This is a genomic window from Pusillimonas sp. ANT_WB101 (assembly GCF_008369125.1).
Lineage (GTDB): Bacteria > Pseudomonadota > Gammaproteobacteria > Burkholderiales > Burkholderiaceae_B > Allopusillimonas.
Genome location: NZ_VOAY01000001.1, coordinates 1,370,294 through 1,392,163 on the forward strand (window position 1 = coordinate 1,370,294; position 21,870 = coordinate 1,392,163).

Consider the following 21,870-nt stretch of genomic DNA (forward strand, 5'->3'; position numbering starts at 1 on the left):
AGTTACACCAAGCACCTCAACACCGTTAGCCCATAGACGATATCAAGTCGTAATAAGCACGTCCCGATGCTTTAAATGATAGATACTAGTCTGCGTCTGGTTGTTTTTCTGGTTCTGCGTTTACAAAACCAGGCAGATTTTGACAATGCGAATAAATCGCTAAAATATTGGGATAAGCGCTTAAATCCAGGTTATAACGTTTTGCATTGTATATTTGCGGAATCAGGCAACAATCAGCCATACTTGGGCTGTCACCTACACAAAACTTACCTTGGTGTTCGCTTGCTAACTGCTCGTAGGCATCAAATCCAACGCGTATCCAGTGAGCGTACCAGCGGCTGCGATCACTATCACTAATTTCTAGCTGCTGATCCAGGTAACGTAACACACGCAAGTTATTCAGAGGATGGACATCACAAGCAATTATCTGACTAAGGGCACGAATCTGTGCACGCTGCTGGACGGCATCAGGCAAAAGCGGCACTGTCTCGGGGTAGGCTTCCTCAAGGTATTCAATAATAGCTAGTGATTGAGAAAGCACAACCGAACCATCCACCAAGGTCGGCAGCAACTTAAGTGGATTAAGCGCCTGGTAACTACTACTGTTTTGTTCACCACCATTTTTAACCAAATGAACAGGTATATATTCATAAGGTATTTTTTTTAGGTTTAAAGCAATGCGCACTCTATAAGCAGCTGAGCTTCGAAAATAACTATACAGCTTGATCATCAGTTTGCCCTAAAATTAAAATTGTGCTCAGGTAGTATTTTGCCACGTACCTCACCAAACCCTACTCGTACTTCTCTCTTCTGGGCATAGCCACGCACGAGGGTTTGTATCAGCAATGCTGAAAACTCCATAAGGTAGATTATGAATAGAAAAATCGCTATCCGAAGCAATGCTAATAAACGATTGATTTGTATCCATAACCTCTCCTGAAACTGTGTACTTAAGCTGCGTATGCAAATATTTTTTTACAAATGCATTTAATAGTAAGAAGTATGCACCCATACGGCAAACAGTTTTTACTACTGCATTTATAAGGTCAGATCATGAATGAGCATCACATACTGTGTAGCGCTAGGCAATTCTATGTCTATACGTTCACGTACAACGCTCTCTATGGGACGGTGCACCCGCGCCGAACGCCATCTTTCTGGCAATCGGCGCACTTTACCTAGCCCAAAGTGTCATCGAAGGTCTGACGATGCTAGGGCTGCCTGCGGTCTTGCGCAAGGACGGCTTGCCTCGCGATCAGATCGGTCTGCTCCATCTAATTGTTATAAAGTGGTTTGTGAAATTTCTGTGATCGTCTTATGTGGAGCGGTTCAGGCATCTTGGCGTGAGGCACAACGGAACACGTTCCCTTACGCTTGTGGGCAATATCTTATGCGCTGTGGGGCTTATCACGCTTGCCGACCATGCCCCAGCACCTGGGCTACACCGCATTTTATGGCGCCATCTTATTAATTGCGATTGTGGCTATAGGGGCGATTTCTGCTGTGAGAGTTTTCCCAAACGGTCATGGGATTCAAAACTAGCGCCTTCCAACAAGCGTTGTAGCGCACAAGCCAGCTGGGCGAGCTCGAAGAATAGTGGCTTGAGCTTCAGGAAACGCTGGAAGAGATTGAAGCGGCTGTGATGCAGTAGTCTGAATAAAGATGGGAGAGCTGTTATAGGCTTTAAACAGACTGTCCAGAACCTACCCTCGGCCCGAGAGCGGGACCGACTCAGCGGCCGCTATAAGCGAGATGAGCAAAAGCACGTCGCCGCATGCTCAGTCTGAAGCAATCAAGCGAGTTGGCGCAGCAATCATAAAATAAACGATCAAAAACACGCTGGCAGTGTAGTTCACGAGCAACCAAATTCGATTCAATTCGCAAAGATCTAGTACAACTCTTCAAGTTCCTTCGACGCTAAATGTCGCCGGCAATGGTGCGACTGCGATCACTGCAACTTCGTTCAGTATTTTTCCTTGACCAAAATAATAGTTTTTTTTATTATTGCGAACAAGTCTCATTATCGATCATAGAGACACTGGGATGCCTGAAAACACGGAACGTTTGGAGAATCAAAGTGAAGAATCCGGATGTTTACGACTTCATTGCTATAGGCTTAGGGCCATTCAATCTCAGCCTTGCCTGCCTGGTTGAACCGATAGATGGCTTGGAAGGCATATTCCTGGAGCGCAACACATCATTCGAGTGGCATCCCGGTATGCTGATCGACAATACAACCTTACAGAACCCTTTTCTGGCAGACCTGGTTAGCCTAGCTGACCCGAGGAGTCCGTACAGCTTTCTGAACTACTGCAAGCAGGAAGGAAAGATCTATTCGTACTATATACGTGAGAACCTCTATCTGACACGCGCCGAGTACGACAGGTACTGCAAATGGGCTATTACACGGCTAAGCAGCATTCGGTTTAGCCATGAAGTGCACAATATCAGCTACGACGAACAGAGCCGACACTATGTCGTCACAGGCACGTGTGGCCCTAGGAGTGATGCATTTGTGGTCCAGTCCCGCAAATTAGTGTTGGGCGTGGGATCTGTGCCGACGTTTCCGCCCTGCTGCTGCGACCCCCACCATCGGTACTTACACTCAGCCGATTACATTACTCACAGGCCTCGTCTACTGCGGCACGAGTCGATCACCATTATTGGGAGCGGGCAAAGCGCAGCAGAAATCTTCTACGACCTGTTGAAGTCACGCGGTGATTACAACTATGCATTGACGTGGATCACCCGCTCACCTCGATTCTTCCAGTTGGAGAATACCAAGCTCACACTGGAAATGGCCTCGCCGGACTATATCGACTATTTCTTCAATTTGCCTGATGCCACGAAAAATGAACTCATTAGTACGCAACACAGTCTGTACAAAGGGATAAATGCGCGACTAGTCAATCAGATCTACGATCTTCTTGACGATTGCCAGCGCCTGGAAAACCTACGCACGCACCTAATCGCAAACTGCGAAGTACAGGCTTGCCGATACAGCGCCGAGCTCGACGAGTATGAGCTGGAGTTCGAGCAAATGGATTACCACATTCGTTATACACACCGGACAGGTGTGGTGCTTTTTGCGACGGGCTACAGCCAGCGTATCCCGCCCTTCATCTCCGGTATACGAGAACGGATCCTATGGGACCAGCACGGTCGATATCAACTGTCACGTAATTACTCAGTAGACATAAATGGTGACGAGATCTTCGTTCAGAACGCAGGCTTGCACACCCATGGAATAGCCGATCCAGACTTGGGAATGAACTGCTACCGCAACTCGTGCATTATCCGCGCGTTGACGGGTGTAGAGCATTACAAGATTGAGGAGCGTATCGCTCTGCAGGACTTCGCCGTGCCTAATTGCGAGCAATTCATGCGTCTACCGGAGCATGCATGAATCTCAAAATTTTTATCATTATCATGACGACATCTGGAGTCATGAGCGATGCGATCCTAATTCCTTTCTATCCGCAGTTCTTCGAATTGCGATTCGGAACGGATAGCGCCATGCATGTAGGTGCGTACGTGGCCGCAATCTCAATTGCAGTCATGAGCGCGTTGCCCTTTTGGGCACGCATCGCGCGACGCATCGAGCTCTTGCACTTACTTATATGGACGCAACTGAGTGCTGGTACATTCGGCCTACTCAGTAACTGGGCGCCCAACGTGACTTGGTACTGGATGCTGTCTATGCTGATGTTCATTTGCAAGAGCAGCTATCTTCTGATGTACCCATATCTGATGCGGCTCACCCTCAAAAAAAATCATGCCCAAGTCATAGGCACTCTTTCGGTAGTGGTGCATTTTGGGGCAGTTTGCGGTGCAGTAGTGGGCGGCTCCGTGCTGCAAATATGGGGCCCAACCGCTAGCATCATGGCCATGGTGGCCGGTGACTTCTTTCAGATGACCGTTTGCGCACACCTGATACACAGTAGCAAGATCGTACGATTTAAATCGCAGCAAGATTCCGACGGTACTGAAACCATTTCCCCGCTATTCAAACTCGACGCGTGGCGCGTACACCTGCCAATTTTACGGTTAGCGCTGGTCATGCTCATATTTGACTTCGGTTGCTTCGTAATACGCCCATTTTTCTCCACACATTGGCAAGCGCTTACTGGCTATGAATCAGAGTTAACATCAGGCGTCGTGTTTGCCATACCCGGTGCCATGGCCATCACCGCATTATGCGTCCACACATGGGCGCACAAACGTTTTGGCAGACTACCTGACCACAGATTGGGAAACCTGCTGCTTGGTATCGCCGGTTTTTTACTGCAAGCTGCACCAAACCCAACCCTAGTCGTCGTCGGCCGATGCGTTTACGGTTGGGCCATTTTTCATATCATCGTAAAACTGGAAGTTAATTTATTTCGTCTCAGCACGCCGGAGCGTTATGCGCGGGACTACGCTGTGACAAATTTCTTCCAGAATCTAGGCACTCTTCTGGCGTCCTTCGCCGCCGGTGCAATTGTTGACAGCTTTGGCCTGTACATGCCTTTTCTGGTGGGCGCGTTGGCTTTTGTTCTGACAGCCGTGTTAGACCGATTAATTCTCAAGGTTCCCAGCGCTGGGCATATAGATGGAGCTGATCACCCAGCACCAACTACCGAATTGGAGGCTTGTGTTCGTGTCCGCTGAATCATCTTTGTCAACTGTGCATTGCCGCAGCGAGAGCAAATATTTATATCTAGACAATTCGGGTTTCGCCTTTCGTCTGCTACAAGTCCCACAGGATATTGCCTTGCTGCATGATTGGCTCACCCGCGATTATGCAGCGTTCTGGCAGATGCAGAACAAAACGCGAGAGGAAATTGCAACGATCTATCAAACAATGACGGATTCAGGGCACGCCAAAGCTTATTTGGAACTGCGTCATGGCCAACCCGCCTTTATGGCCGAATGCTATGACCCATTTCTCGATCGCATCGGTCAACACTACGAACCACAACCTGGTGACCTTGGTATGCATTTTTTAATAGGACCAACTACCAAACCTGTGCGTGGATATACCCACTTAGCGTTCCAGGCGTTGATGCGCTTCATGTTTCAGCATCTGGGAGCACAACGCATCGTAGTCGAACCTGATGTCAACAATCACAAGATTCATATTCTGAATCGGCGCATGGGATTCTCCTATGAACGTAACGTAATCTTTGAAGAGAAGATCGCCAGCCTGGCATTCTGTACGCGCGAGCAGTTCGAGCAAGCGATACAAGCCACATAGGAGGGAGGTCATTCATGGATCCCGCTACTTTGGTCCGTTTATCTCAACAGCCTAAACTGGCGGTCACTCACTTGACACCCGAAATCTGGGCCGCCAGCAATCGTCAACTGGTGCGCAAGGCGTTATCAGAGTATTCGCACGAGCTGATCTTGACACCAGTCCTCCAAGAATCGAAAGGTGAAGGGCTCAACCTCTATCAAGTTAAGAGTGATGACGAACGCACTACGTACACTTTCTCTGCTCAAATATTGGAACTGCGCCACTGGCATATCAAACTGGACTCGATTATCCGAGAACGCGACGGACAGATGCTGCCGTTAGACGCTCTGCAATTTGTCATTGATGTGCGCGCGCGGCTGGCCATTAAGGATGAATTTTTACCTATTTATCTGGACGAAATCAGCAGTACGCTGTATAGCGCGGCGTACAAGTTGACGAAAGCCGATTCACCTACCGCAGCCGAACTGGCTCAGAATGAGGATTTCCAGCGCATCGAAACGGCGATGATCGAGGGCCATCCCAGCTTCGTGGCTAATAATGGTCGACTAGGTTTCAGCGCAATAGATTACCGCGTTTATGCGCCCGAAGTCGGTATGCCAGTGCGACTGATCTGGTTAGCTGTGCACAGGGATAATGCGACTTTCGCCAGTTTGGCAGATCTGACCTATGATCGTTTGATGCGAGAGGAGTTGGGTACCGACACTGTAGTGCGTTTCTCCAAGATCGTGCGTGATCTTCAATGCGATCCAGCAAACTATTACTTCATGCCTGCCCACCCATGGCAGTGGCACAACAAACTTTCCATCGCATTCGCGCCATACGTATCCACAAGAAAAATCATCTGCTTGGACTACGGCCAGGACGAATACCTCGCCCAACAATCCATTCGCACTTTCTTCAACGTCAGCGACCACAGCAAACGGTACGTAAAAACTTCGCTGTCCATCCTAAACATGGGCTTTATGCGTGGGTTGTCCCCCTACTACATGTCCGGCACGCCAGCCATTAACCATTACATCAACGGTGTGATCAAAGATGACGAATATCTGCGCAATAACGGCTTTAGCATACTGCAAGAAGTTGCATCGCTGGGGTTTCGCAATTACTACTATGAGGACGCAATCGCAGCCGACTCGCCGTATAAAAAAATGTACTCAGCGCTTTGGCGCGAGAATCCACTAACCCGTCTGCGCTCTGGTGAAAAACTTATGACTATGGCGGCTCTGCTCCATGTGGATCAGCAACGCGTAGCACTATTACCAGAGCTTATCCGGCGCTCCGGGCTCGACGTGCAAACTTGGCTGCGCTTCTACTTACGTGCTTATTTAATGCCGCTACTCCATTGTTTCTATCGTCACAATTTGGTTTTCATGCCACATGGCGAGAACCTCATTCTCGTCATGAAGAACTGCGTGCCGGTACGCGTCATCATGAAGGATATCGCCGAGGAATCTGCAGTGCTGAACATTGAGGCCCGTGCACACATGCCGGACCTAGTTAAACGCTTGGCCGTGGACGTGCCGAACGAACTAAAGTTACTAGCTATCTTTATCGATGTGTTCGATGGCGTGCTGAGATATGTCAATCAAATTCTCGTGGACAACCTGTGCTGCGACGAAGATACATTCTGGAAGTCCGTGGCGGACTGTGTGACTGAATACCAAGCGTCACACCCCGAGGACACCAATAAATTCGCTGAATATGACATGTTTGCACCAGAATTCTTGCACTCTTGCCTGAACCGCTTACAGTTAAGCAACAATCTGCAAATGGTCAACCTAGCAGACCCGGCCGCCAATCTAAAAATAGCAGGCAATTTGCGTAACCCTATCGCCCGCTTCCGCACCAAATCAGTCATGCAGCACAGCGATGTGCCTATCGCAGAGTAGCCAACCTGATGGCACAAGTCCCTGAGTGCGCAAAAATGCCTTTACTTTCGCCACCCATCGAATCGTGGCGGATCCGCACTGAACTGGACCGCTTGTTGGTGCGCGTGGATCAGGTCTTGCCCGGCCTTCGATTTCCGCTACCGACTCCAAGCGGCTTAGGGCTAACGACCGAACTGGGTGATCCGGGTCTATGCGCGATGTGTGACTTCTGGGCGTGCATACCCCGAGGCTGGCCCGCACTACCTGGCGATGCGCTGCTGGGGCTTAGCCATATGGCAACCTGTGTATCTATGCGTGTTAACAGCGCACTTGGATAATCAAGTTCCAAAACTAAACGGCGCATGGCAAAGCTGGTCAGACAAAGACGGCTTTACTCATGGCCTGTGGCTGCCTTCTCACAACCCACTACCCGGGCTGCTGACCGACCGTATTACATTTGGTGCCACTGAGATTGCGCATTTTTGTAGCCAGATGCGTGACGCCATGCAATCTATGCTGAACCTGAAGAACAAAACCGTTGACGCCACCTTGGCCGAATGCGTACTGGCTGCCTTGCTACTGGCGGGTCGCTATACGCACGCGGACACCAACTTGATCCGGGCGTGGGCAGATCGGTGGTTGGACGGCATAGGTATAACCAATGGTTGTGGTTTATTGATTTACGAGGATGCGTGGGGAAATTCGGCGCTTATGCTGAATAGAACCATTTGCTGCCATCATTTTCGTCGCCGTGATGGTGACAAATGTGCGAGCTGTCCCAAGTTGACCCATAAGGAACGTATCACTCGCACACTCGCAGAAACACGCTAACTACTCTGTTGCATCTGTGGCACGCATCGAAATAAATGAGCTAAGGAGAACTTATCGACATAGATGCAATTACACCTCATTTTAATTCTTATTAGATATTTAAATTGATCGCGAAAATCTAAAAAGGGAACGAAATGGCTCTGACAGCAAAGAAATTAAAACCGGGAAGGAAAGCACCACCAAGAATCCTAACGCCGCTGGCTACAATTATTCTCACGGGCTTCGGCGCAGAACATTCAGCACATGCGCAAGCAGTCACCCCTACGACCAAAGCTCCATTCCAGTTGCCGCAAGTTTCGATAACCGGCGACCGCGTAAATGACCCATTGCGCAATGCCCTATCTCCAGTTCAAAGTGGCGCACTGGGCATACGCAGCAAGCTTGAAACACCGTTCTCGTCGTTCGTAGCCACCAATGCCGACATCAAAGAGCGTCACGTCAACACGTTGGGGGATGTGTTCATGGCAGATGCCTCGGTGTCCGACAACAGCGCTGCCTATGGCGCTTGGGCTAGCTACCTCAGTGTGCGCGGGCTGCCGCTAGACTGGCAAAACTCCTTCCGTATCGATGGAAAACCGTTCATGAGCTATGCCACCACGTTACCGTATGAGCACTTTGAACAAATTGATCTTCTCAAAGGCGCAACGGGCTTCATGTATGGTTTCGGCTCGCCCGGCGGCTTGGTTAACTATGTGTCGAAAAAACCTACCGAAGAACCTATTCGGGACTTAAGCATTGGGTACGATTCAAAAACTCTCTGGCGTGAACATGCAGATCTGAGTGGTCGCGTGGGCGATAACAACCGCTTCGGATATCGACTCAATGCCATGCACCAGCAGGGGGATCTATACACCGACGGTGACATCAACCGAAACGCTGTTTCGCTGGCGCTGGATGCGCGCTTGACCGACCGTCTGATTTGGGATTTCCAAGGTATTTATCAGGACTTCAAAGCATCAGACATTGAACCGACAATCTACACCGGATTGTTGACTGGACTTAATTTACCGTCGGCAGTGCATAACAAAAATGGACGATTCGTAGGTGATGGCACGCATCTCAACAACGCATTCCGTTTTTATTCCACGGGACTGAAACATCAGATATCACCTAACTGGACCCTTGGCGCCAGTTACAGCCAATCATCTACCAAAACGCGACGCAATGAGGAGGTAATACAGATTACGGATGCGCGCGGCAATTACAACGACATCCGCTCCGATTATGGCGAGGCTTATCAGTTCAACTATTGGCAAGCCATGTTGCAAGGACGCTCCCAGACTGGGGCACTCAGGCACGATATTGTAGTAGGCGCGTCTTGGCAAAAACAGAGAAATGATTACGCAGGCAACGGTTTCTATCAGCAGGTAGGCAACGGGTCTCTGTGGACGCAAAATACCAATACATATCGAAGCGTCGGAACTATGAATAGCCTGGGCATGTTCCGCGGTGCTGAAATTACCCAACAGGCAGTTTTTGCCAGCGACACGGTACAGCTGTCTAACCAGTGGTCACTATTGGGCGGGCTGCGCTATACCAACTACGACCAGATAGCCTTCAGTCCTGGCGGCGCCAGGACATCGTCTTACGACAAAAGAGGCGTGCTGACGCCAACGGTGGCATTGATGTACAAGACCACACCGCAGGCTATGGTGTATGCAAGTTATATGGAATCACTAGAACAAGGCACCTCAGTTGGATCCAGTTATGTCAATTACGGTGCGCAGCTAGCCCCACTCAAAAGCCAGCAATACGAAATTGGCATTAAGTATCTGCAAGAACGTTGGGCGGCGACGGCGGCGTTATTTCGTCTTGAAAAAAAGGCGGAGTATCCAAACGCCACCAACGAATTCGTACAGGATGGTCTATCGGTATACCAAGGCGCAGAACTAGGAGCCTCAGTGCGATTTGGCCCTAATTGGGATGTAGGCGGCAATGTAATGTGGCTGGATGCGACCTATAAGAAAGGGGCTACTAATATTGGAAACCGTGTTGTAGGTGCACCAAAACTCGTTGCCACGACTCAGGTTTCATATCGGGTACCAGCGGTTCCAGGTCTTAAGCTTTGGGCCAATGCGAAGTACACCAGCAGCACCATGTTGCGGCCAAGCAATGACGTGGAGTTAGGTGGCTATTCCGCTCTCAATGTTGGTGTCAGCTATGATACCGCTGTCAATGGCTACGACACGACATTTCGTTTGGCAGTGAAAAACATCACGAACAAACGATACTGGGCCTACCAACACGCGGACTATGTCAAAGCAAGTGATCCTCGCAGCGTAAGCCTGACCGCCACCATGCAATTCTAGGCTTATACGCTCTCGTGCAACGCTCTTTGTACGACGGCGCATCTGCACCGAGCGCCATCCTTCTGGCAGTCTGCGCGCTATACATAGCGCAAAGCGTCATTGGCGGGCTGACGATGCTCGGCCTGCCTGCTGTCTTGCGCAACCAGGGTTTGCCTCTCGATCAGATCGGTCTGCTCCATCTCACCCTTATACCGTGGTTCCTGAAATTTCTCTGGTCGCCTTATGTTGAGCGGTTCAGACATCTTGGCGTCGGGAACAATGGAACGAAGTCCATCACGCTTATGGGCAGTACTCTTTGCTCTTTAGGACTCGTAGCGCTTGCCGTCCATGGTCCTGCCATAACAGGCACGACGGTCTCCATACTGCTTTTCATCGCCCTCATAGCGTCAACCGTCGACATTGCTTGCGACGGGTACATGGTGGAAAACCTTAGACCCGAACATCACGGCTGGGGCAATGCCGCTCAGGTCGGCGGGGCCTACATCGGTTCAGCAATAGGTGCTGGTGCATTTCTGTTGATAGCGGCTGAGTGCGGCTGGACGTTCTCGGTGCTGATAATGGCCGCAATTGTCGTTGGTCTTGGATTACCGTTCAACTTCATACACACCTCTAAGGCTGCGCCAGCGACACCTTCGATACAGCCATCCTTGATGAATGCCCTGAAGAGACGCGAAGTTCAACTCGGATTATTAATTACCGGTATTTTCACTGCTGCCCTGAAGTGGGGCGTCGCTATGATCGGGCCGTTCATGGTCGATTATGGTCTTGATTTAAAAACTATCGGCACTCTCACGGGAGCCGGGAGCATGTTCATTGGCTCGTTCGCTGCGCTGCTCGGTGGGGCGATGGTGCGTTTAACTGGCGTTAAATTTGTGCTCGTCCTCGCAATCGTATTGCAAGCTTCTCTATTTACGGGCTTGCTGATACTGTCTGTCTTGGATAAGCCTTTTAGCAGCATCGTTTTGCTACTTGGCATCCTAAGCTCTTCCGGTGTTATGGCATTCGGCTATGTCGCTCTTTATTCAAGCTTCATGCGATGGTCCAATAACGCGCAAGCAGGTGTCGATTTCACACTCTTTCAGTGCGCCGACGGGCTCTTCAGCATGATAGGCGGAATAGTGGCTGGGTTTATAGCCCACCATCTGGGCTACACCACATTTTATGGCGCCATCTTATTAATTTCGTTTGTGGCCATAGGGACGATTTCTGCTGTGAGAGTTTTCCCAAACGCTCATGGGATTCAAAACTAGCGCCTTCCAACAGCAGCTGTAGACCACAAGGCGCCTGGGCGAACTCGAAGAACAATGGCTGGAGCTCCAGGAAGCACTGGAAGAGATTGAAGCGGATGTGATGCAGTAGTTGACTGTGAACACAACTACTGCCGTCTTATTGCAGCGGCCGACCTGACACCGGCATGCTCAATTCATAGACTCGCCGCTAACAGGATAATCCACGCACTGAACTGGGTATGCCAAAGTACCGGTAACAGAGCTTAGCGGGGCGAACGGCTTGCTTGCCGTCCGTCCATCTTGCTTCGCCCATGCCAGGCTATTTAAGCAAGGCCTTTGCACAGATAGGCGTCGCAGCTATTAATGCATCAAGATCTCAAGCTTGGCCACGCCCAAGGCCAAGGTTTTCATGCCGGCATCGCGAAATTGAATCTGTGCCTGTGCGTCCTGACCCGAGCCGCTCAGGCTGATTACCGTACCCTCGCCGAATTTGGGGTGTTTTACGCCCGTGCCTATGCGGTAGACGCGATCACCCACGGTGACACCGTTTGACTGGGTGCGCGGCGCGCGTGGTGCGGCACTGCCTGTACCCGGACGATTGTAGGCATCGCCGCCACGGCGAAATGCGCCACTCCAGCTATGCTGTTGCGGTACCACACGCCCTTCTTTGGGGGTGAGCCACTTTAGGTGCTCTTCGGGGATTTCGTCGAGAAAACGGGAACGCATGGCGTAACGGGTTTGGCCATGCAGCATGCGGCTTTGCGCCAGCGTAAGGTAAAGACGTTCGCGTGCGCGTGTAATGGCCACGTACATGAGGCGACGTTCTTCTTCAAGGCCGGCAGATTCCAGCAGGCTGTTTTCATGGGGAAAGAGGCCGTCTTCGACCCCGGTGATAAACACCGAGTCAAACTCCAGCCCCTTGGCTGCATGCACTGTCATTAATTGAACTGCGTCTTGGCCTGCCTGGGCCTGGTTGTCGCCCGCCTCAAGCGAGGCATGAGTAAGAAACGCCGCCAGTGGCGACATGGGGCCGCCTTCTATCTCGCCGGTTTCTATATCAATGGAGCGCATCGAGCCGGACTCGCCGGCTGCGGTGTCGGCGGATGAAATCGGCCCTGATTCGTTGCTTTCGCTCTGAGCCTGCCGCATTGATGCCGACACAGCGTTTTCGTTATCAATCGACGCAGTTGCTGCTGGAAGATCACTTTCGCCCTGGACGGAGACACTAGAACGAAGTTCTTCGCCCGACGCGGCTTCATGGCTGGCATTTTCCGCAGCAGGTTGATTATCAGCCTGTGGCTGACCCGCATTGGCCGCGCCAGTTTGCGCCGTAGGAACGGGCATTTCTGGAATACGCCCTGCGGGCAGCCCTTCGAAATTTTCTTCGGCAGCAAACGCCGCAGCGGCATTGACCAGCTCTTGCATGTTTTCAAGACGCTCGGCGCCTTCGCGCTCGCCCTGGTAATGTGCAAGCAGCCCGCTATGATGAACAACATGCTCGACCAACTCGGGCAGTGACAGAATTTGTGCTTCATGCGCCATTTGCTGGATAAGCTCTGCAAAGCGCATGAGGTTGGTGCCGCCCTTGCCCGACATGGCTGGAACTGCCCTGAACAGGCTGGAGTTTTGCTGACGTGCAATATCACCAAGCTGCTCAAGCGTGCGCGCGCCAATGCCGCGGGTGGGAAAATTGACGACACGCAACCACGCCGTATCGTCGTAGGGGTTATTCATAAGCCGCAAATAAGCCAGCACGTGCTTGACTTCTTGCCGCTCAAAAAAGCGCAGGCCACCGTACACCTTGTAAGGAATGCCTGAGGAAAACAGGTGATGCTCGATGATGCGCGACTGGGCGTTACTGCGATACAGCACGGCAACTTCGCGTCGTAAGCGCCCGTCGTTGATCAGTGCCTTGATTTCATCGACCACCCACTGCGCTTCGATCTGGTCTGATGGCTGCTCGATAACGCGCACGGGCTCGCCTGCACCGTGTTCGGTCCACAGATTTTTACCCAGCCGCGACGTATTGTGTGCAATAAGCGCGTTGGCCGAATCAAGAATATGGCCGTACGAACGGTAGTTTTGCTCTAGCCGTATGACATTACCATGAGCAAAATCACGCTCAAAATCTGCCATATTGCCAACGTTGGCACCCCGGAAGGCATAGATGGATTGGTCATCATCACCCACGGCAAAAATGGCCGCGCCACCGCCGGCCAGCAGCGTTAGCCAGCGATACTGCAATGAGTTGGTGTCTTGAAACTCGTCTACCAGTATGTGCCGGAAGCGGCGCTGGTAATGCTCACGCACGGGCGCGTTGCGTTGCAGCAGTTCGTAAGCGCGCAATAACAACTCTGCGAAATCAACCACGCCCTCTCGTTCACACTGCTCTTGGTATAGCGTGTAGATCTCGACCATGCGGCGCCGATAGGCGTCCCAGGCCTCAACGGATGCAGGCCTTAAGCCTTCTTCTTTGGCGCTATTGATGAACCGCTGCACGTCGCGTGGCGGAAACTTGTCATCATCAATACCCGCCCCTTTGATAAGGCGTTTGATGGAGGCCAGTTGGTCGGCACTGTCGAGAATCTGAAACGTTTGCACCAGGCCGGCATCGCGGTAATGGGCGCGAAGCAAGCGATTGCAAAGACCGTGAAAGGTACCTACCCACATGCCACGTGTGTTGATGGGCAACAACGCAGAAAGGCGCGTGAGCATTTCACGCGCCGACTTATTGGTAAAGGTAACCGCCATAAGCCCGAAGGGGCTGGCCTGCCCGGTTTGCATTAGCCAGGCCATACGGGTGGTTAGCACCCGTGTTTTCCCGCTGCCAGCGCCGGCGAGTACCAGCGCGTGCTGCGGGGGGAGTGTTACAGCGGCTTTTTGTTCGGGGTTAAGGCTTTCGATCATGCCGCGTAGCGGCGCAACCGGTAAGCAAACTGCTCAAGGCTTTCTATACCGCTTTGCTGGGCACGCTGGCACCAGGCTTGAAGATCAGCAAGAAGCTGCTCGCTGCTGGCGCTGGAGCTTTCCCATACACGGGCCAGATCACGGCGCATTTGCACCAGTGTGGACAGTGACTGGTTTTGTGCCAGTACGGAATCAACCTCGGCAAGCTGTTCAGGCTCGAGCACTTCTTCGCTGCGTGACAACCAGGTGCGGCAACGCTTGAGCGAGAGCCAATTGGAGTTGGACTCGGCTTCAGGGGTGTGCTTTAGCTTGGCCAGCTCTTCGGTGACGGCATGGCGAACGATGTCGCCGTAGCGTGCCAGAATTTCATAGCGATGGGTGATAACACCCTGCAACGTGCTTGCATTGACATCAGCAGCCTGGTTGGCGGGTTCAAGCTTGAGCTTGGGTGCCCGCTTTTTGACCGTGGCCAGACCCAAAGCACTTAGCACCGTAATGTAAGCCCAACCCAGATCGAACTCGTACCATTTGGTCGAGAACTTGGCCGAGGTGCCATAGGCGTGATGGTTGTTGTGCAGCTCTTCACCACCAATAATGATGCCCCAGGGCGATACGTTGGTGCTGGTGTCGGGGCTTGCGAAGTTGCGGTAGCCAAAGGCATGACCCACGCCGTTGACAACGCCCGCTGCCCAAAACGGGATCCAAGCCATTTGAACGGCCCAGACCGTAAGGCCCAGTACGCCGAACAATGCAAGGTCAATACCCAGCATGATCAGCACGCCGAGCAGGCTGTGCTTGGTGTAGACGTTGCGCTCCATCCAGTCATCGGGGGTGCCGTGACCAAAGCGCTTGAGCGTTTCGGGGTTGTTTGCCTCGAGGCGGTACAGCTCTGCGCCACGGAAGAAAACCTTACCCAGCCCGAATACGACGGGTGAGTGAGGATCGCCCTCGCGCTCTACCTTGGCGTGGTGCTTGCGGTGTATGGCAACCCACTCTTTGGTGACCATACCGGTGGTCATCCAAAGCCAGAAGCGGAAGAAATGCATGACTGCAGGATGCAGGTCTAGCCCCCTATGCGCCTGGCTGCGGTGCAAAAACACCGTTACGCCAATGATAGTGATGTGGGTGAGCACAAGCGTCACCAGAGCGACCTGCCACCATGTCAGATGAAGAAAGCCGCCCGACAGGAAATTTAAGATTTGTTCCATAACCCTTTCTATAAGGCCTAGTAATGTGTTAAGCAAGTTTAGCTGAGTTAGACGTGCAAATACAGATAAGTTTCAACCCAGACTTAATACATATCAAAATACGGGCTTAATTTATGTCAATTTCTGGCTCTGTGGGCGACTCTGCAACCACCTCTTCGAGCGGCTCTGCAGTCGCCGGTTTTGCGGGTTTGGCCCTCTCGAAGACGGCAGCAAAGAAGCCATCGGTGCCATGCACGTCAGGACGCATTTTCAGGTTAAGTCCTTGATCTGTCAGATTTTTGCAACGTTCGGCTACAATTTTGCCTGCATCGATCTGTGTGAACTCGGGGTTTTCGGCCAGAAACAGCGCAACCTGGTCTTCGTTTTCTTCGGGCAGGATACTGCAGGTGCCATAAACCAGGCGCCCGCCAGGTGCTACCAAGCGTGCAGCCTGGCGCAAAATATTGGCTTGTGTTTGCTTGAGTGCATCAAGTGAGCCAGGGTGCTGGCGCCATTTGAGGTCGGGGTTGCGCCGCAATGTACCCAAGCCGCTGCATGGGGCGTCCACCAGAACACGGTGGGCCTTGCCACGCAAGCGTTTAACGCGCTGGTCGTTTTCTGCGTTGATGACAACCGGCACGATATTAGACAGCCCGCTGCGTGCAAAACGTGGCTTGGCACGCGCCAGACGGGCGGCCGACACATCGAAGGCATACAGACGGCCGGTTGAGCGCATCAGTGCGCCCAACAACAGTGTTTTGCCGCCTGCACCTGCGCAAAAATCAATAACCATCTCACCGCGCTTGGGCGCCATGAGCGCTGTCAAAATTTGGCTGCCTTCGTCCTGCACCTCAATAAGGCCTTTCTCAAACATAGGCCAGCGATTCAGTGGTGGCCTGCCCTGCAAGCGAATACCCCAGGGTGAGTACGGCGTGGGCTCAGGGTCATTGCGCGCGGCCGGGCCGTCACGCAATTCTTTGAGCACTGTGTCACGGTCGGTACGCATGGGGTTAATGCGGATGTCGAGCGGCGCAGATTGATTCAAGGCCTGGATGAGGCTGTCAGGCGCGTCAAGCGCTGCAAGGCGCTCTTCGAGCCAGTCAGGGATGCTGTCGCGCACGACGCGTGGCAAGCTGGCAACGTCAATATTGTGTACGTGCGAGAGCCAGTGCTGCTCTTGCTCGCTCAGCCCGGTGTCGAGCACGGTGCGGTGAAACACCGATGCCAAACCTAATATGGCAAGACGACGGGCGGCAGGCCCGGTACCGCTTTCAGCAAAGTTGCGATAGCGGCGCAGGTGACGCAGTACATCAAAAACACCGTTGGCCACTTCGGCACGATCACGCATGCCGAGCTTGGGATGGCCGCGAAACCAGTGCGAAAGCACGGCATCAGCGGGGTATTCCCATTGCAGCACTTCGCCCAGTACGCTTTGTACCTGGTCGATACGCACTGCAGCCATGACGTATGGCCCTTTTACTTCTTCGGCACTATCACCACGGCGTTCGGGGCGTCGTGCCGTTTTTTGAGGGCGACTTGCCCGACGCTCTTCGTCGGTTGTGCGGCCTGCTTGCCGTCTGGCTTGCGCCGGACGGGTGCCCGCAGCACTACGCCCGGGAGTATTTGATTTATTCATGATTTAAAGCTGTTCCGACGAGACAACGCCGACAGGCGTGAGGACAAAGGAGCGGCTGGCGATGCCGCGCACTTGTACGCGCTGCATGGCATCGAGCGAAACACGCTCCTCAGCCAGCCAGCGTACCACGTCTGCGTAAAGTCGGTGTTCAACCAGCAGAAGTCGGGCTGAAAGATCGTCAGGCGTGTCGTTTGCCTGCACCGGCACAATGCCTTGCGCAATAATGGGGCCGTGGTCGAGCACAGGGGTGACAAAGTGCATAGTGCAACCGTGCCACTGCACGCCTAGCGCCAGAGCCTGCTGATGAGTATGCAGGCCCGGAAATGACGGCAACAGCGAAGGGTGAATATTGATAAGCCGGCCATTGAATCGCTCAACAAAGCCAGGCGTGAGTACGCGCATAAACCCGGCGAGCAACACATAATGAGGCTGGTAAGCCTCTATGGACTGGGCCAGCGCGGCATCGAAGGCTTCGCGGCTGGCGTATTCGCGGTGCGGAACGACGTCGGTTGCGATGCCCTGCTCGCGGGCCCAGGCCAGCCCCGCCGCGTCAGCCTTGTTGGCAATAACGGCACACACCTGAGCCGCCAGGCCTTGCTGGCGTACGGTTTCAACTATGGTCTGCATGTTTGAGCCGCGCCCCGAAATGAGGATGACAAGGCGGCAGCCCGGGGTGTTTTGTGGGTGCAAGAGGATAATTCCTGAGTAGATGATCGCAAAATTGTAAACTCTCATCTGTGAAAAATAATCTGACCATTTACCGCAACCTTCCTCGCTTCGATACACAGCGCCCTAGCGCCGTGACAATCGGCAACTTTGACGGCGTCCATCGCGGACACCAGTCTATCTTGCAGCGCGTGCACGACGAGGCCGTCAGGCGCGAACTCGCGCCTACGGTCATGACCTTTGAGCCGCACCCGCGGGCCTATTTTGCACACCGCGGCCAGCGTCCCGAACTTATCCCTACACAGATCAGCAGCTTGCGCGGCAAAATTGAAGCGCTGGCGCAACACCGCATTAGCCAGGTGGTACTCGAACGCTTTGATCAAGCCCTGGCTGACATGTCGCCGGAGGCGTTTATTGAAGAGCTGCTGGTAAAAGGCCTGGCAACGCGCTGGCTGCTGGTAGGTGAGGATTTTCGCTATGGCCACAAACGCAGCGGCGACATCGACATGCTGCGGCAGTTTGGTCAACGCTTTGGATTCGAGGTAGAGACCATTGCCGACGTCGCCGACGATATGGGTCGGCGCATTTCAAGCTCTGAACTGCGGGTGGCGCTTGCCGTGGGCAATCTTGAACTCGCCCAACACCTGCTTGGTCACCGCTACTGTATTAGCGGGCATGTTATTCACGGGCAAAAGCTTGGACGTACGCTGGGCTTTCCTACGCTCAACCTGCGCGTTCCGCCGCGATGTGCGCTGCGGTCGGGCATATACGTGGTGCGTGCCCACGGGCTGGGCCCCGAGCCACTTCCCGGCGTCGCCAGCCTGGGGGTGCGACCCACTGTACAAGATGGCGGGCGACTTATGCTTGAAACGCACTTGCTCGACTGCCAGGTAGATGCTTACGGTAAACTCACACGTATTGAGTTCCTCGATTTTCTGCGGGACGAAGAAAAATTTCCCGACCTTCCCACAATGACGGCTGCCATCAACACCGATGCGCAGCGCGCTCGCGATTACTTTGCCGGCTCCCATGGACTATAGAAACACCCTGAATTTGCCTGACACCCCGTTCCCCATGCGTGGGAATCTCGCCAAACGTGAACCCGGCTGGGTCGCAGAGTGGGAAGAAAAAAAGGTCTACGCGGCCATTCGACAGGCCAGCGAGGGGCGCCCCAAGTTCATACTGCATGACGGCCCTCCTTATGCCAATGGCGATATCCATATCGGCCATGCCGTCAACAAGGTGCTGAAAGACATTATCGTCAAAAGTCGCAATATGGCAGGCTATAACGCCGTGTATGTGCCCGGCTGGGACTGCCACGGCATGCCCATCGAGATCCAGATCGAGAAAAAATACGGCAAGCACCTGCCTGTGGCTGAAGTACAGGCCAAGGCGCGTGCCTATGCGCTTGAGCAAATCGACCGCCAGCGCGAAGACTTTAAACGGCTGGGCGTACTGGCCGACTGGGACAACCCTTACTTAACCATGAACTTCAGCAACGAAGCCAACGAGCTTCGTGCGCTTGCCCGCATCATGGAAAAAGGGTATGTGTTTCGAGGGCTAAAGCCGGTTAACTGGTGTTTTGACTGCGGCTCGGCATTGGCCGAGGCCGAGGTTGAGTACGCCGACCGCAAAGACCCATCTATTCATACTGCCTTTGGCTTTGGCGACAAAGACAAAATCGCGCAGGCCTTTGGCCTTGATGCGGTTGATGATGGCGCCGTCGTTATCTGGACCACCACGCCCTGGACCATACCGGCCAACCAGGCGCTCAACATGCACCCAGAGTTCGATTACGCTCTGGTCAGGCTAGATACGCCCCGCTCCACCGGGCCCATGCTTATTCTTGCGGCTGACCTGGTGGAAAGCTGCCTGCAGCAATGGGGTTTGTCAGGCCAAATCGTTGCCACAGCCAAAGGTGAGGCGCTGGCAGGGCTCGAATTTAAACACCCACTATGGCAAGCGGACGAAGGCTATCGCCGCATGTCGCCGGTGTATCTGGGTGATTACGTTACGCTCGATACGGGTACTGGCGTGGTGCACTCGGCCCCTGCCTACGGTGTTGAAGACTTTGTGTCATGTAAAGCACACGGTCTGGCCGACACGGACATCATCAACCCGGTAACGGGCAATGGTCGCTATGCCGAAAGCCTGCCGCTGTTCGGTGGCCTTAACATCTGGAAGGCCAACCCCCTCATCATCGAGGCGCTCAAACTGGCCGGCAGCCTGCTGCTTACCGAAGATGTTTCGCACAGCTACATGCATTGCTGGCGCCATAAAACACCCATTATCTATCGCGCCACCAGCCAGTGGTTTGCAGGTATGGACGTGATCCCAGCGTCTGGCCGTTCACTGCGCGAAACCGCACTTGAAGGCATTGAAAACACCACGTTTTACCCGGCCTGGGGCCGCGCCCGTCTGCATTCCATGATTGCCAACCGCCCAGACTGGACGCTCTCCCGCCAGCGCCAATGGGGCGTGCCCATGGCATTTTTCGTTCATAAGGAAACGGGCGAACTGCACCCGCGCACGGTTGAGCTGCTTGAACAAGTGGCATTACGCGTCGAAAAACAAGGCATTGAAGCGTGGCAATCACTTGATCCGGCGGAACTGCTGGGTGAAGAAGCCGCCATGTATGAAAAAAACCGCGACACACTTGATGTGTGGTTTGACTCAGGCACCACGCACGCGCATGTGCTGGGCGGCAAAGACGGCGAGCTCAATGGCTCGCACGTCCACGACTTGGCGTGGCCAGCTGATTTGTACCTGGAAGGGTCAGACCAGCATCGAGGCTGGTTCCATTCTTCGCTGCTGACCAGTTGCATGATGTACGGTCGCCCGCCTTACAAGGCCTTGCTGACGCATGGGTTTGTGGTTGATGGCAAGGGCCGCAAGATGAGCAAGTCGGTAGGCAACGTTGTGGCGCCACAAAAAGTGTCGGATACGCTGGGTGCTGAAATTCTACGGCTCTGGGCCGCCGCCACAGATTACTCTGGCGAGTTGTCGATTTCAGACGAAATCCTGAAGCGAGTGGTTGAAGGCTACCGTCGTATTCGCAATACGCTTAAGTTTCTGCTGGGTAATCTGGCCGACTTCGACGTAGAAAAAGACGCCGTCGCTGTGGAACACATGTTTGAGATAGACCGTTATGCGCTGGCCATGACGGCCACCATGCAAGAAGAGCTGCTTGAGCATTACAAACGCTATGAGTTTCACCCAGCTGTCGCTCGCCTGCAGATTTTCTGCTCTGAAGACCTGGGTGCGTTTTACCTTGATGTGCTCAAAGATCGCTTGTACACAGCAGGCGCTTCCAGTGTTGCCCGTCGCTCTGCCCAAACAGCCATCTACCATGTCACACATGCACTGCTCAAGCTGATGGCACCCATTCTGTCCTTCACCGCAGAAGAAGCCTGGAAGGATCTGCACCCAAATCATGATGGCCTGCTCACCATTTTTACCGAGCTGTATCATCAAATTCCGGAACAGGCCGACGCCGCACAACTCAGTGAGAAATGGGCCAGATTGCGCGACATTCGTGCAGAAGCCATGCGCAATATTGAGGCCGTGCGAAGTACGGGTACCATTGGTTCGTCGCTGGATGCCGAAGTCGACATCTATGCCAGCGGCCAAGACTACGCACTGCTGCAAAGCCTTGAAGATGATTTGCGCTTTGTATTGATTGTTTCGCGTGCCACCTTGCATGCGTCCGACGCGTCTGACGCAGCAGAAGAGCAACCACGCATTGAAGTAGCCGCCACTGAAGCGCCCAAATGTGAGCGTTGCTGGCATCACCGCCACGATGTGGGCCGTGACCCTGAGCACCCCGCATTGTGCGGACGCTGCGTAGATAACCTGTTCGGCCAGGGCGAGATCCGCGCTTATGCCTGACATCGGTAAACAGCGCCCACTGCGCGACAGCACAGGCAAGGCGGTCGGTACGCCGCCTTCGCGGCCTGCATCAACTGCACACGGGACGGGCGCACCCGTGAGGTCTGGTCAGC

General features: G+C 53.3%; 15 protein-coding genes. 10 read left to right on the top strand and 5 right to left on the bottom strand.

Features of this window, described 5'->3' with window-relative positions:
• Positions 1-85 precede the first annotated feature (85 nt).
• Positions 86-727, bottom strand: coding sequence for a maleylacetoacetate isomerase (maiA, locus tag FQ179_RS06220; RefSeq protein WP_149396932.1), 642 nt, complete (start codon positions 725-727; stop codon positions 86-88).
• A gap of 1,350 nt (positions 728-2,077) precedes the next feature.
• Here maiA and FQ179_RS06225 point away from each other — a divergent pair.
• From FQ179_RS06225 to FQ179_RS06255, 8 genes are all read left to right on the top strand, one after another.
• Positions 2,078-3,406, top strand: coding sequence for a lysine N(6)-hydroxylase/L-ornithine N(5)-oxygenase family protein (locus FQ179_RS06225; protein ID WP_255474850.1), 1,329 nt, complete (start codon positions 2,078-2,080; stop codon positions 3,404-3,406).
• On the top strand, positions 3,403-4,650 hold the full coding sequence (locus FQ179_RS06230) for an MFS transporter (protein ID WP_149396357.1): 1,248 nt from the start codon (positions 3,403-3,405) through the stop codon (positions 4,648-4,650). The genes FQ179_RS06225 and FQ179_RS06230 overlap by 4 nt, the downstream gene beginning before the upstream one ends.
• Positions 4,640-5,236, top strand: a complete 597-nt coding sequence (locus FQ179_RS06235) for a GNAT family N-acetyltransferase (RefSeq protein ID WP_255474851.1) — start codon at positions 4,640-4,642, stop codon at positions 5,234-5,236. Before FQ179_RS06230 ends, FQ179_RS06235 begins: the two co-directional genes overlap by 11 nt.
• Positions 5,237-5,250: 14 nt before the next feature.
• Positions 5,251-7,125: an IucA/IucC family siderophore biosynthesis protein gene (locus FQ179_RS06240; RefSeq protein WP_149396359.1), complete on the top strand. Its 1,875-nt coding sequence runs from the start codon at positions 5,251-5,253 to the stop codon at positions 7,123-7,125.
• Between the two features lie 35 nt (positions 7,126-7,160).
• Positions 7,161-7,442 carry a hypothetical protein gene (locus FQ179_RS22245; RefSeq protein ID WP_188074517.1) on the top strand — a complete coding sequence of 94 codons (282 nt, stop codon included), beginning with the start codon at positions 7,161-7,163 and terminating at the stop codon, positions 7,440-7,442.
• A complete protein-coding gene (locus FQ179_RS06245; protein ID WP_188074518.1) occupies positions 7,435-7,935 on the top strand; it encodes a (2Fe-2S)-binding protein in 501 nt (166 codons plus the stop codon). Before FQ179_RS22245 ends, FQ179_RS06245 begins: the two co-directional genes overlap by 8 nt.
• Positions 7,936-8,069: 134 nt before the next feature.
• On the top strand, positions 8,070-10,244 hold the full coding sequence (locus FQ179_RS06250) for a TonB-dependent siderophore receptor (RefSeq protein WP_149396361.1): 2,175 nt from the start codon (positions 8,070-8,072) through the stop codon (positions 10,242-10,244).
• Positions 10,245-10,258: 14 nt separating this feature from the next.
• A complete protein-coding gene (locus FQ179_RS06255; protein ID WP_223146201.1) occupies positions 10,259-11,494 on the top strand; it encodes an MFS transporter in 1,236 nt (411 codons plus the stop codon).
• A 339-nt stretch (positions 11,495-11,833) separates the two neighbouring features.
• On the opposite strand, the gene FQ179_RS06260 is transcribed toward FQ179_RS06255, so the two are convergent.
• The 4 genes from FQ179_RS06260 to purN all read right to left on the bottom strand — a co-directional run bounded on the left by FQ179_RS06260 (position 11,834) and on the right by purN (position 17,938).
• Positions 11,834-14,380 (bottom strand): UvrD-helicase domain-containing protein, encoded by a 2,547-nt coding sequence (locus FQ179_RS06260; protein ID WP_149396362.1) that lies wholly within the window; start codon positions 14,378-14,380, stop codon positions 11,834-11,836.
• Positions 14,377-15,588, bottom strand: coding sequence for a fatty acid desaturase (locus tag FQ179_RS06265; RefSeq protein WP_149396363.1), 1,212 nt, complete (start codon positions 15,586-15,588; stop codon positions 14,377-14,379). The genes FQ179_RS06260 and FQ179_RS06265 overlap by 4 nt, the downstream gene beginning before the upstream one ends.
• Before the next feature lie 106 nt (positions 15,589-15,694).
• Complete coding sequence (locus FQ179_RS06270) at positions 15,695-17,029, bottom strand: RsmB/NOP family class I SAM-dependent RNA methyltransferase (RefSeq protein WP_370459855.1); 1,335 nt, start codon at positions 17,027-17,029, stop codon at positions 15,695-15,697.
• A gap of 177 nt (positions 17,030-17,206) precedes the next feature.
• The gene (purN, locus tag FQ179_RS06275) at positions 17,207-17,938 is read right to left on the bottom strand and encodes a phosphoribosylglycinamide formyltransferase (RefSeq protein ID WP_149396365.1); all 732 of its coding nucleotides are present in this window, start codon (positions 17,936-17,938) and stop codon (positions 17,207-17,209) included.
• 2 nt (positions 17,939-17,940) lie between these two features.
• Here purN and FQ179_RS06280 point away from each other — a divergent pair, with 2 nt between their 5' ends.
• On the top strand, positions 17,941-18,909 hold the full coding sequence (locus FQ179_RS06280; protein ID WP_149396366.1) for a bifunctional riboflavin kinase/FAD synthetase: 969 nt from the start codon (positions 17,941-17,943) through the stop codon (positions 18,907-18,909).
• On the top strand, positions 18,899-21,757 hold the full coding sequence (gene ileS, locus FQ179_RS06285; RefSeq protein ID WP_149396367.1) for an isoleucine--tRNA ligase: 2,859 nt from the start codon (positions 18,899-18,901) through the stop codon (positions 21,755-21,757). The genes FQ179_RS06280 and ileS overlap by 11 nt, the downstream gene beginning before the upstream one ends.
• The last annotated feature ends 113 nt before the right edge of the window (positions 21,758-21,870 follow it).